Annotated in this window: 9 protein-coding genes; 7 read left to right on the top strand and 2 right to left on the bottom strand. The window is 62.4% G+C overall.

What is annotated here, in order from left to right; translation table 11 throughout:
• Positions 1 to 44: 44 nt before the first annotated feature.
• The gene (locus HS122_00850; GenBank protein ID MBE7536943.1) at positions 45 to 971 is read left to right on the top strand and encodes a glucosamine-6-phosphate isomerase; all 927 of its coding nucleotides are present in this window, start codon (positions 45 to 47) and stop codon (positions 969 to 971) included.
• 58 nt (positions 972 to 1,029) lie between these two features.
• Positions 1,030 to 2,265: an MFS transporter gene (locus HS122_00845; GenBank protein ID MBE7536942.1), complete on the top strand. Its 1,236-nt coding sequence runs from the start codon at positions 1,030 to 1,032 to the stop codon at positions 2,263 to 2,265.
• A gap of 44 nt (positions 2,266 to 2,309) precedes the next feature.
• Here the strand turns inward: HS122_00845 and HS122_00840 are convergent, their stop codons facing one another.
• Together HS122_00840 and HS122_00835 are read right to left on the bottom strand one after the other, a co-directional pair.
• A complete protein-coding gene (locus HS122_00840; protein MBE7536941.1) occupies positions 2,310 to 3,791 on the bottom strand; it encodes a neutral/alkaline non-lysosomal ceramidase N-terminal domain-containing protein in 1,482 nt (493 codons plus the stop codon).
• Positions 3,788 to 4,708 carry a DUF1080 domain-containing protein gene (locus HS122_00835; protein ID MBE7536940.1) on the bottom strand — a complete coding sequence of 307 codons (921 nt, stop codon included), beginning with the start codon at positions 4,706 to 4,708 and terminating at the stop codon, positions 3,788 to 3,790. The genes HS122_00840 and HS122_00835 overlap by 4 nt, the downstream gene beginning before the upstream one ends.
• A gap of 152 nt (positions 4,709 to 4,860) precedes the next feature.
• Between HS122_00835 and HS122_00830 the strand changes: the two genes are divergently transcribed.
• The 5 genes from HS122_00830 to HS122_00810 all read left to right on the top strand — a co-directional run bounded on the left by HS122_00830 (position 4,861) and on the right by HS122_00810 (position 12,145).
• Positions 4,861 to 7,800, top strand: coding sequence for a c-type cytochrome (locus tag HS122_00830; protein ID MBE7536939.1), 2,940 nt, complete (start codon positions 4,861 to 4,863; stop codon positions 7,798 to 7,800).
• Between the two features lie 131 nt (positions 7,801 to 7,931).
• Positions 7,932 to 9,065 carry a GntR family transcriptional regulator gene (locus HS122_00825; protein ID MBE7536938.1) on the top strand — a complete coding sequence of 378 codons (1,134 nt, stop codon included), beginning with the start codon at positions 7,932 to 7,934 and terminating at the stop codon, positions 9,063 to 9,065.
• A gap of 83 nt (positions 9,066 to 9,148) precedes the next feature.
• Positions 9,149 to 9,916: a DeoR/GlpR transcriptional regulator gene (locus HS122_00820; GenBank protein MBE7536937.1), complete on the top strand. Its 768-nt coding sequence runs from the start codon at positions 9,149 to 9,151 to the stop codon at positions 9,914 to 9,916.
• A 76-nt stretch (positions 9,917 to 9,992) separates the two neighbouring features.
• Positions 9,993 to 11,129 (top strand): Gfo/Idh/MocA family oxidoreductase, encoded by a 1,137-nt coding sequence (locus HS122_00815; protein ID MBE7536936.1) that lies wholly within the window; start codon positions 9,993 to 9,995, stop codon positions 11,127 to 11,129.
• 2 nt (positions 11,130 to 11,131) lie between these two features.
• Positions 11,132 to 12,145 carry a carbohydrate kinase family protein gene (locus tag HS122_00810; protein ID MBE7536935.1) on the top strand — a complete coding sequence of 338 codons (1,014 nt, stop codon included), beginning with the start codon at positions 11,132 to 11,134 and terminating at the stop codon, positions 12,143 to 12,145.
• Positions 12,146 to 12,185 lie beyond the last annotated feature (40 nt).

Here is a 12,185-nt window from a genome sequence, read left to right as displayed (position 1 = left end):
CGTGCAGCGCGGATATCGATCACGCTGAAGCAACTCAATTTATCATGCCACGCTTATTGAGCTCAATCGCACCGGATTGGTGGGATTACACCACCCTTGACAGGGAACTCGTCAAAGAGGCGGCCAGCCTGACCTTGAGGGACATCGAGGGTCTGTCGCGGGACGGCTTTCGAATCGTCATGTACGACACCCTTGAGGACTTCTACGTTGCCGAAGCCCTCGAGTATGTCACAGCTTGGAAGTCCGCCACGGCGGACAATCCGGCTGGCATCTGCGGACCGATAGGCCCGACGGAACAACTGCCCCTGGTGGCGCGGATCGTCAATGAACTGGGGCTGTCGCTGAGGCATGCCCATTTCTGGGGCATGGATGAATGGTATCAGGACGGGCGGAGCGTTCCGATCACGCATCCGCTATCCTTCGAAAGGGCGGATCGTGAACTCTGCTTCAACCGCATGCGCCCGGAGCTGGCGATGCCCGAGGAGAACCTCCATTTCCCCGTTGAGATTGAAACGTTTCGGAGGAGCTGGACCGGGGTGCGCTGCAAGGTCATGCAGGGAGGACAGGGCGACATCAAACACTGGGCCTTCAACGATCCGGTCAAACGCGTCGGTCAATATGCGGATGCACCGCCGTCGCCGGAGGAGTATCGGAAACTCGGAACGCGCATGGTGGATCTTCATCCGGTGACGTTGGCGCAGAACGCGAGAACGTCCGGTGGCGGAAACATATCGCTCGTGCCGACCAGGGCGATCACCGTGGGTCCCGTTGAAACCTGGCTGGCGGAGAAAGTGTCGATCTGGCATGCGGGCTGCCACGACGGCCCGTTTGGGCAGCGGCTGACCGCGCTGATGGTGAGCCGTGGATACATGGACAGCGCGGTGCCCATGTCGCTGCTGGCCGCGCACCCCAACGTGCAGTTCAACTTCTTCCGCCCGGGCATCGGTTCATGCGTCACGGAAATGCATTGAGCCGGTGAGGCATGTGACTGCGCGATCCGCGACGAAATTTTATCAACCCCCCACAACCATGGATCAGCATTCAGGCATCAAATTCAAACTCTCCGTTTTCATGTTTCTCCAGTACTTCATCTGGGGGGCATGGTATGTCAGCATGGGCACGTATCTCGCGAACGTGCTGAAATTCGGCGGCGATCAGATTGGTGCGGCGTACGGGGCGTTTGCGATTGGATCCATGATCTCGCCATTCTTCGTCGGCCTGATTGCGGACCGCTATTTCGCATCGCAGAAGATTCTGGGAGTGCTCGGCCTGCTGGGGGGGCTGGTGCTCTTTGCGCTCGCGCGCCTGCATTCCTTTGGCGGATTCTATCCGACGCTCATCCTGTACTGTGCGCTCTTTGCGCCGACGCTGGCCTTGGGGAACTCGGTGGCCTTGACGCATCTTGTGGATGCGAAGAAGGATTTTCCCAGAATCAAGATCCTGTCCGCGGTTGGCTGGATCGCTGCCGGTGTCGTGCTGAGCCTGCTTCAAGGGGAGCAGTCGCCGATTCAGTTCATGCTTGGCGGCGGGGCATCCATCCTGTTCGGGCTGTTTGCATTCCGGCTGCCATCGACCCCGCCGAGGAAGACCGGGCGCGATGTCGGCCTGGGGGAGGTGCTGGGCCTGGATTCACTTGCGCTGATGAAGCGGCCGTCATTCGCGGTTTTCATCGCCTGCATGTTCCTGATCTGCGTTCCACTCTACTTCTACTTTGTCATGATGTCGATCTACCTCTCGGAGATCGGATGGACGGGACTCGCCGGAAAGATGAGCCTGGCACAGGTGTCCGATGTCATTTTCCTCTTCCTGCTTCCGGTGTTTCTCAAGCACCTCGGGTACAAGAAAACAATTCTCCTCGGCATCCTTGCTTGGGTGAGCCGCTATCTGCTGCTGGCCGGGAGCGTCGGGATGGCGGACCTGCAGACGGCGTTCATCTTTGCAGCGATCCTGCTGCACGGGGTTTGTTATGACTTCCTGTTCATCGCCGGCCAGCTCTATGCGGATGGTGAGGCCAATGAACGCATTCGCTCGGCCGTGCAGGGGTTCATGGCGTTCATTCTTTGGGGAGTTGGTGCATTTGTGGGAACGCTGCTGGCGGGACGAGTGTTGGCGGCCAATCAAATCGTCGCTCCAGGCGGGGCGGTCACGCATGACTGGAAGAGCATCTGGATGTCTCCTGCGATCGGCGCGATCGCGGTGCTCATCGTCTTCATCCTGTTCTTCCGGGAGCCCGCCCGGAAGGCGATCGACGGTCGCAATGGCTAGCAAACAATCATCCTGAACCTGGCGCGGAGCGAACCTTGTCAGCGCTACGGACGGGCTCGATGCTTCAGGTCGGACAGAAGCTGAAGGAGCGACGCCTTGATCTTGGGCTCTGCCTGGATTTCCAGGAAGGCCGTGCGTGCGGGCCAGCTCTCATAGCCGCCGAGAGCGTGCTGCTCCGGAGTGGGAAGGTAGCCGTAGTAGCCGTTGGCCAGCTCAATCATGAATGTCTCCTTGAAGGGACTGGCTGCCTTCATCGCCAGCCCTGTCGCCGCGAATATTTCGCATGGAGCAGTTGCGATCGCCAGCGTGCCAATTCGGAAGGTCTGCAAGGTGAGGATCGCGGTCGGCGGGTAGTCGGCGAGGTAACGCGCCTCCCGGGCATACACTTGGGAACGAGTAAGGTGCGCTGCCTTGGGCGCAATGGTTTGAAAGGTCTTGTTAGCCCATTCCAGACGTTCGGCGTCCGGCCGGCGGATGGACAGCGTGAGTGACGCCTTCGCGGCGTCGAGGCTGACGTAGTCCCGGTACTCGATCCGGCCGCAGATGCGGACCGCCTCGCGTGCGAGTTCCTCCGCCACCGCATGCATCCGTTCGTAATCGGCTGCGGGCACGGCCGGTGTTCGCACGTCACCGCTGGTTCCATTGGCCATCATCGCGACAAAGGGCGGCGTGCTCCGGTCCGCGCCAAGCTGTCGCTGCATTTCATCGGCGAACACGCCGTAGTAGTCCGCGCTCACGATGCCGTTCGGTATGCCACCGACGTAGTGCAGGCCGTAGCTGGCAAGCACGGCCATCGGCCGGCCGTCCCGGTGTCTGATCGATACAATATACAATTCCGGGTCAACGGGTCCTGAAGGCCCGAGCTTGTGCGGTGGCGAGGCGCCCATCACCACTCGTTCCCCCTTTCCTCCAAAGGGATTCGGCGGCACCTTGTCCGGCTCGACGAGCCACCGGCGATTCTGCACAAACTCCGGCTTGCTGCCGCTTCCCCAGCCGATGCTTGCGGGGTGGAGATTGTTGATCGCGCGGCGGACACCGTCGGCGACCCGTTCGGACAGAAACCGATTGTACTCGAGGTTTTTCTGTCCGAGCTTGAGGTCGAGTCCGCGGGGCGTGCTGTGCGAATGCGTGGCGGAAATCATGACATGGCCCGGATCCATGCCCGTCGCTTCCTGGATCATCCGCTTGGCATCCTCGATGACCTCGGTGGCGATCATGGTGTTGTCGCAGACGACGAAGGCGAGCCGGGTGGACCCATCGTCGAGAACGAGGCATCTTGCATGCAGCTCGTCATGCACGCCCGTGGCGGGTCCGATCTGCATGATGCCGCCGTCAAGTTGGACTCCGAGCAAAGGGGTGATGTTGCTTGTGGCTGCGCCGGCCTGAAAAATCCGCGGGGCTGTCGGCGATGGCGCGGCATCCGGAGCCGCGGTGAGATTGAATGAGGTGAGCGCGAGGACCGCAGTGAGACGGCGGATGGGTGCCCGTCTCAGTGCGGACAGCGTGAAGTGAAGCACGGAGTTCATGGGTGCAGCGGCTGGAGCTCGACACGACGGAAGAAGATCTCCGCACCCTCGGATTGCAGGAGGATGCGGCCGTGGGTCAGCGAACCATTTCGGCCCTCAATGACCTTGGTGCCGTTGACGAAGTAGGTGACGTCCCCGCCGCGGCAGACCGCCTCGAGCCGATTCCATTCCCCCGTGGGCTTTTCGACGTCCCTTGGCCCTCGAACGCCGAGGGTGTCGGTCCATGCGGGATCGCGGTGCTGCCAGTTGATTCGTCCCTTGGTGAACTCGGTGGGCACTCCGGCCGGATCCCAGTATTTCTGGCCGGGCTGCACGGTCAGGGTGAGCCTGGCCGGAATGAGTTTGCCGGACTCGCGGTCAAATCCCCCGACAAGAATGATGTCCCCGGTGCCGCCCTCAATGATCTGAAACTCCACCGAGCGCATCCAGGGCGAATCGAAGTTTTTGCCCGCATTTCCCGGCTCCCCCTGGCAGTGCAGGAGGATGCCGTTGTCGCGCGCGCGATCCGAGCGGGGCTTCCAGGTGACCAGGCCCCAGCGGTACTCCACCACAAGCCTGTAGTCGCGGTAGCTGTCCCGGGTGAGGAGTCCGCCGAAGTGCTGTCCACTGCTTCGGATGGCGGCCGCCCCATCGATGTTGTCAACGACGGTGAAAACGTGATCCGGATCGGAGTGTCCGCCCGTCGCGGGCACCCAGACTTCGAAGGTCGAGAGATCCCTCCCGTTGAAGAGTGGAATTGCTTCAACGGGCGTCACGGACGTCCCCCTGTCGCCGGCGTGGCACAGGGTGGAGAATCCGGACACGGAGGCCAGGAGGATGCGGCCGAAAAGAAGGACGCGCCGCAGGCGCGCGCCCGCGGCAGCGGCCGGGCTGCGGGATGGTGAACGGCTGGCGGTCGGAGTGCGAGGGATGTTCATGGGAAAGGGGCGGCCGGCAAAACGTCGGCAAGACGCGCGCGGGAGCAATTTGACGTTGCGCAGCCGGCAAGGATGGTCAAGTCTGATTATTAATGATCGTATTTGATCGTATGCCCCGTACTTGCGCAACGCGAAACCACCTGCTTTGCGCGATGGCCGCCGTAGGATTCTCCATCTGCATGAGCGCCGCGCCTCGGAAGGCGGCGCCGTTTCTCACGCCGAAGGAGGCGCTCACCACATTCCAGCTGGAGGATGGCCTGCGGATCGAGCTTGTCGCGGCCGAGCCGCTCGTGGTCGATCCCGTGGCGTTCGCCTTCGACGGGCCCGCAAGGCTTTATGTGGTGGAGAACCGCGGATATCCCGACCCGATGGAGGGTCAGCCAACGACGCACGAAGGCCGCGTGGCCCTGCTGGAGGACAGTGATGGCGACGGCCGGTTCGACCGGCGGATTGAATTCGCGACGGGTCTGGGCTACCCGAACGGCATTGTTCTCTGGCGGGGTGGTGCGTTCGTGACCTGTGCGCCGGACATCTACTACCTCAAGGACACCGATGGCGACGGGGTGGCGGATGAACGGCGCGTCGTGCTGACCGGATTCGACGCGATACGCACGGGCCAGTTGCGGGTCAGCTCCCCCACGCTGGGGCTTGATGGGAAGATCTATGTCGCCTGCGGCCTGGCTGGCGGAAAGATCACGTCACCGGAGCATCCCGAGCGCCCTGTGGTGAGTTTTTCCTCGAAGGATGGTCGGTTCGATCCGGACACTCTGGTTTACGAGGTGATCGGTGGAAGAGGGCAGTTCGGGCTCACGTTCGATGCGTACGGCAGGCGGTTCGTGAGTTCGAACAGGCACCCGGTGCTGCAAACGGTGCTGACATTGGAAGATCTGCAGCGGAATCGATATCTTGCGTTCACGGATACGGACCAGGAGGTGTCCCGATCGATGTCGGACGCAAAGGTCCACCCCATCAGTCGCGCCGCCGTTACAGCCGACTTCATTCCCAGTCTCATGGCGACACCCCACAGTGGCACATTCACCTCGGCCTGTGGTGTATTGATCTACGATGGTGATGCACTCGGGTCAGACCATCGCGGCAATGCGTTCATCTGCGAGCCTGCACAGAATCTTGTGCAAAGGCAGGTGCTTCACCCGGAGGGCGCCACGTTCCGCTCGGAACCTGTCAATGGGAAGCGGGAGTTCCTGGCGTCGACCGACACCTGGTTCCGGCCCGTGTTTCTTGGCAACGGACCCGACGGTGCGCTGTATGTGGCCGACATGTATCGCCGCGAGATCGATCACCCGGCGTACGTACCCGAGGAGTCGCGGTCCAAATTCGATTTCCGCAGCGGCAAGACGGCTGGGCGCATCTACCGGATCGCACGAGATGATTTTCATCCCGCGACTGGGGACGGCGTCAGATCCGGGTCGGAGTCGATGCCGGAGCTTGTCAAACGCCTGGAGTCCACGAACACCTGGTGGCGTGAAGAGGCATCACGACTGCTTCTGGAACGCGCGGACTTGAAGGCCGTGCCTCAGTTGGAGGCCCTCGCAACAGGCTCGAAACTGCCGTTCACCCGTGCTCGCGCACTCTGGGTTCTGCGCAACCTGCAATCACTTTCTCCTTCAGTGATTGCCAGCCGGCTGAAGGACCCGGTCGGTGGAGTGAGGGAGCAGGCGGTGATCCTTGGGGGCGAGGCGACCAAAGCCGCTCCCTGGCTGCTGGATCCCCTGCTGGAGAAGGCTGGTGATGCTGATCCGCGGGTTCGATTTCTATGCGCGCTGGTGCTTGGTGACCAGCCGGATCCCCGTGCCACGGATGCGCTTGCGGCCATCGCCCTGCGCGACGGCGGCGATCGGTGGACCCGCGCGGCGGTGCTGAGCGGACTGGAGAACCGCATGGAGGCCTTTCTTGACGCGCTGAATGATGCCTCGCACCCGGATCCGGCCGCCTATTCGGCGGTCATGAAGGATCTTGGCCAGATGTTTGGCGTTGGAGCCCCGCCGGGCGCATGCCGCGCATTCCTCGCTGGCGTGCTGACGGAGAGCGGCTCCCTGGGCGAACGCATTCCCTCGGTGCTTGGACTTGGCGAGGGTCTGCGCAACAGGGCTGAGTTTCGGGCGAAGGGACCTGGCGGAGCCTTCGCCGCGCTTCTGAAGGATGACGGCCCGACGCTGCGTGCGCTTGATGCATTTTTTGCGGCCGCCACCGCATTGATTGACTCAGCGCGGGCGACCGTCTCCGACCGGATGAACGCCGCGGCGCTGCTTGGATACACCAGCTTTGAACAGGCGGGCCCTGCGCTGGGAAGGCTCCTTGACGCGAGAAATCCGCCCGAGCTCCAGCTGCAGGCCGTGCGTGCGCTTGAACGCTTTGGAGACCCGTGCGCGGGCGAATTGTTGACCCAGTCCAGCCGCTGGGAGCATTACACGCCGCAAATGCGCGAGGCGGTGATAGCCTCGCTGGTTTCCCGTCCCTCGCTGATCAAGGTTCTCTTTTCCGCCATGGAGCACGGCATCCTGAAACCCGCCGAAATAGCGCCGCTTCAGCGCAACCGTCTCCTGAAGCATCAGGACGCATCAATTCGCTCGGCCGCCGAAGCCGCCTTCAGTGAGCTGCAGGGAGGCGACCGCATGAAGGTATACGAGCAGTATCGCGGGGTGCTCGAACTCCCGACGGATGTAAAACGGGGCGCCGCCGTCTTCGCGCGCACATGCTCCGCCTGCCACACCTTTGATGGAGCCGGCGGGCATGTCGGACCGGATCTTTCCGGCAACAGAAACCAACCGGCCGACGCATTGCTGCTGCACATTCTTGTTCCCAATTACGAGGTTTATCCCGGCTACCAGGCGGTTTCGATCAGCACTCGCGACGGGCGCAGCCTGTCGGGACGCATCCTGACCGAAACCGGGAGCAGCCTCACGCTTCGCACGGCTTTTGGAACGGATGAAGTGGTGATGAGGAGCGCCATCGCCTCGCTGAACGCCTCAAGCCTCTCGCTCATGCCGGATGGCCTGGAACAGTCCATGAGCAGAAATGAACTAGCGGATCTTGTCGCCTACCTGAAGAGCCCTCCGCCAGACTCACGGTAGTCGCTGCAGCCCCAGAGTCTCTCCGCGCATGCTGACGGTGGTGTGAACCGGCGACTGGCGGACCGGACCGGAGCCTCCATGCCCCTGATTGACGGACATGAATAAAATCATTTTATTCAGCTCAAGTACATATGGCTGATCCTTTGAAGCTGAAAATCGACCGTCCACGGGTTGTCTACCGGCAGATCGGCGAGCAGATACGCGATCTCATCATCAATGGCGATCTCAAGCCGGGGACAAAGCTGCCCTCCTCGATGGAACTCGCGGAAAAATGGCGGACTCATCCCGCGACGATTCACGCCGCACTGGCTCCGCTGGTGAAGGAGGGGCTGCTGACCCGGCAGCCAAAGATAGGGACGTTTGTGAGCCGGCGCAGCTCGCGCCTTTCGACCGTCGGAATCTACTACGATTCCAACATCTGGCAGAACCAGGCCAATGCCTTCAAGCGTGCGGTGCACGTCGAGCTGGCGAGTCTGCTAGAGTCGCGCGGCATAAGCGTCCGGGTCTGGTTCGATCCTCGCGGTGACAAGCGGCGCGGCGAGGTCTGGCCTGAGCTGGCCGCCGCGGCGGAGCGCCGGGAGATCCAGGCGATCATCGCGACCGACGTGCCCGGCGAGGTCGTCAGCTGGCTGCAGCCGCTTCCAGCCCTGTGCTCGTATTTCACCAGGGCTCCGGTGGCGAACCGCGTTCAGCTCGACTTTGACCAGTTTGCAGCCGCGTCAGTGACCCTCCTCAGGAAGCAGGGCTGCAAATCCGCGGGCATCATCTCAATTGTTGAGCCCGAACGAAAGAAGGCGGCCGCCGGCAGTGACTTCTACCACCGGTTCTCGGCGCTTTGCAGGGCCGAGGGCATCGAGGTCCGAAGTGAATGGATCCGGACGGCGCACGGGTTTGTTCGGGATGAGTCACAGGAGGAGTTCGGATACAGGAAATTCAGGGAAATCTGGAGGCAGCCGCAGCGACCCGAAGGTCTGGTGGTGTTTCCGGACACGAGCGTCACCGGCCTGGTCCTGTCGGTGCTCGAGGAGCGCGTGGATGTCCCCCGTGAACTGAAGCTCGTGGTGCACAAGCACGCGGAGATCAATTTTCTCTGCCCGCTGGAGGTCTCCTACCTGTACAGCAGCACGGAGGAGATTGCCGCCGCCCTTTTCTCCCAGATCGAACGACAGTTCGGGGGGGAGCCCTGCTCGCCGATCATTGTCCCCTTCCGGAGCAGCGTCCGCGCGATTCGATCTTTGGCCCGGCAGAGGCATGCGATCGCCTGAATGGGTGATCACATATGGTCGATTACGATCGTAAGTGATCTTTTTGGCTTGCCTGTCGGGCGGGGGGTGTTTCCGAATGGCTCATGTTCGTGCAGGAACGCCTGGGTGCGATCGAAGCGCTGCTTCAGCAGAAACACCGGCTCACCGTCGGTGAGCTCGCGCGGCATTTTGACGCGTCGGAGATTACCATCCGCCGCGACCTGCGCCTGCTGGAGGAGACGGGAAAGATCGTGCGCGCCCACGGCGGGGCGCTCAGGGTCGACTTCCAGAAGCCCGAAACTGAATTTGGCCACAGGGCGGTGGACGCGGTTGAGGCAAAAACCGCGATCGCACGCCTGGCCGCCGCGGATCTTCCGGTCCGGGGCCACGTGTTCATTGATTCGGGGACAACGTGCCTGGAGGTCGGGCGCCGCGTCATCGAGCGGAGCGAACTCACCATCGTGACCAACTCGATTCCCCTGCTGGCCCTTGGAGGGGAGGCAAAGGCGCGGGTGATCGGGATCGGTGGCGAGATAAGGTCCGTCAGTCTCGCGCTGGTTGGAGGACTTGCGCTGGACTGGCTGAAGGCCTTTCGCTTCGACGCCGCCGTGATCGGAGCCTCGGGGCTGGATCCTGAGGACGGGGCCTTCACCACCGAGCTTTCGGAGGCGGCCGTGAAGCAGATGGCCTGCGCTCGATCAAGACTCCGCATTCTCGTCGCTCATGTGGAAAAATGGAATCAATCCGCCGCCGTACTCATTGCTCCGTGGAAACGATTCCACCGCCTTGTCACCGACGATCGCCTGGGAAGGACGGAAAGGGCCCGACTCCGTCTGGCCGGCGTGAAGGTTCAGGTCGCGACCATTCGATGAGGCATCCGGCATGCTTTCAACAAACCGCGGATGAAAACCGCGGGGGCTCCCGTCATCCAAGAATCCTCTTTCATTCATGAATCCTGAAACTCCTCCCGTACGCATTGGCATCATTGGCGGCGGCCTCATGGGCCGCGAAGCAGCTTCGGCGTTTGCGCGCTGGTTTGTGCTCGATGGCGTTCCCGTGCGAGCCGAGCTGAGCGCCGTCTGCGATCTTCAGCCAAAACTGCTGGACTGGTTTCGGCAGGTTCCGACGGTGCGGCTGCTGACCCACGACCATCGCGAACTGCTCGCGTCCAAGGAGGTCGACGTGGTCTATGTCGCCGTCCCCCACCACCTGCACGAATCGATCTACCTCGACGTCCTGCGCGCGGGCAAGGACCTGCTCGCGGAGAAGCCCTTTGGCATCGACCTCGCGGCGGCGCGGCGCGTGCGCGACGAGGCGGCTCGGCTCGGCCGCTTTGTGCGTGTGTCGAGCGAGTTCCCCTTCATGCCGGGCGTGCAGCGGGTGTATCAGCTCGCCAGCTCAGGTGCGCTGGGCCGGATCATCACCGTCAAGGCGGGTTTCCTGCATTCGAGCGACCTCGATCCCGCCAAGCCGATCAATTGGAAGCGGCAGACACAGTTTTGCGGCGAGATCGGCGTCATGGGCGACCTCGGCATGCATGTCGCGCACCTGCTCCTGCGGCTCGGATGGAGTCCCGTGTCACTCTACGCGCAGCTGCAGAAGATCTACACCACGCGTCCCGATGGCAGGGGCGGCATCGCTGCCTGCGACACGTGGGACAACGCCACGCTTCATGGAAACTGCAGAATCGGCGGTGAGTCCGTTCCGATTTCGCTGGAAATGAAGCGCATGGCGCCGACTGAAACCAACACCTGGTACCTGGAGATCCTGGGGACCGATCGCGGTGTCCGCTATTCAACCAAGGAGCCCAAGACGCTCTGGACCTATCGGCGCGACAAGGAGCAGTGGTGGGAAAAGACTGACCTTGGTTTCGGCACACCGTTCAAGACGATCACGGGCTCCATATTCGAGCCTGGCTTTCCGGATGTTCTCATGCAGATGTGGGCCGCGTTCCTGGCGGAGCGGGCGGGGGTGCTTGAGGGTCGTTTTGCCTGCGCCACGCCGGATGAGGCCGTGGCTTCGCACGAGTGGTGGGCCGCGGCCCTGGTCTCGCATCGCGAACAGCGGGTTGTCTCCCTTCGATAGCCATGCGCAACGGCATTCTGGCGGCTGGAAACTGGATCCTGGATCACGTCAAGATCATCGATCATTGGCCCGCGCAGGACACGCTGGCCACGATCTCGGGACAGTCTGCGGGCAATGGTGGATCGCCTTACAACATTCTGGTCGATCTGGCGATTTTGGGAGCCTCGTTTCCGCTGCATGGTGCAGGGCTGGTCGGAGACGATGAGGATGGGCGCACCATAATCGCGGATTGCCGGGCGCGGGGCATTGACATGAAGCAGGTGCGCCCGACCCGGACCGCGGCCACCAGCTACACGGATGTGATGACGGTTCGTGATACCGGGCGGCGCACTTTTTTCCATCAATCCGGAGCCAACGCGCTGTTCGACATTGAGCATGTTGATCTGGCGGCGACGAACGCGAAGCTGTTTCATCTTGGGTACCTCTTGCTGCTCGATCGTCTGGATCTCGTCATGGCCGGTGAATCCCGTGCCGGGCTGCTCCTGAAAGCGGCCAGGGCCGCGGGACTCAGGACTTCGGTCGACTGCGTCAGTGAGGACAGCGATCGTTTTCAAACCGTGGTCCTGCCATCGCTTCCGCATGTCGATGTGCTGTTTGCCAACGACTTCGAGACTGAGAAGCTGACCGGGATCAGCCTGCGGCGCGAGGGGCGGATCGACGCGGCGGCGGTTGCGCTTGCTGCGCGGAGGATCCTGGAGATGGGCGTGCGATCCTGGGTGGTGATCCATTTTCCCGAGGCCGTGCATGCATCGCAGGCGGGAGGGGCTGCGATCTGGCAGCCGAGCGTGCTCATGGAGCCGGCGGCGATCGCAGGGGCTGCCGGAGCTGGCGATGCGCTTGCGGCCGGAGTTCTCCTGGGTCTGCATGACGACTGGCCGATGGAGGAATGCCTGCGTCTCGGCGTTTGTGCCGCGGCAGCGTCGCTCACGCACGCCACTTGTTCGACTGGAGTGAAGCCCGCCGCGGAATGCCTGGATCTGGGAAGACGCCTGGGTTTCAGGAGCCTTCCGAATTGAGGCGCCAACGCCTCTTCCCATGCGCGGGATGCGTCACGCT

It is taken from the genome of Opitutaceae bacterium (assembly GCA_015075305.1).
Classification (GTDB): domain Bacteria; phylum Verrucomicrobiota; class Verrucomicrobiia; order Opitutales; family Opitutaceae; genus UBA6669.
This window is presented reverse-complemented; position numbering and strand designations above follow the sequence as displayed.

Coding starts and splice junctions, on each gene's coding strand:
- HS122_00810 (MBE7536935.1), top strand. CDS start 11,132: ATGCGCAACGGCATTCTGGCGGCTGGAAACTGGATCCTGGATCACGTC.
- HS122_00845 (MBE7536942.1), top strand. CDS start 1,030: ATGGATCAGCATTCAGGCATCAAATTCAAACTCTCCGTTTTCATGTTT.
- HS122_00850 (MBE7536943.1), top strand. CDS start 45: ATGCCACGCTTATTGAGCTCAATCGCACCGGATTGGTGGGATTACACC.
- HS122_00820 (MBE7536937.1), top strand. CDS start 9,149: ATGTTCGTGCAGGAACGCCTGGGTGCGATCGAAGCGCTGCTTCAGCAG.
- HS122_00840 (MBE7536941.1), bottom strand. CDS start 3,791: ATGAACTCCGTGCTTCACTTCACGCTGTCCGCACTGAGACGGGCACCC.
- HS122_00830 (MBE7536939.1), top strand. CDS start 4,861: ATGGCCGCCGTAGGATTCTCCATCTGCATGAGCGCCGCGCCTCGGAAG.
- HS122_00815 (MBE7536936.1), top strand. CDS start 9,993: ATGAATCCTGAAACTCCTCCCGTACGCATTGGCATCATTGGCGGCGGC.
- HS122_00825 (MBE7536938.1), top strand. CDS start 7,932: ATGGCTGATCCTTTGAAGCTGAAAATCGACCGTCCACGGGTTGTCTAC.
- HS122_00835 (MBE7536940.1), bottom strand. CDS start 4,708: ATGAACATCCCTCGCACTCCGACCGCCAGCCGTTCACCATCCCGCAGC.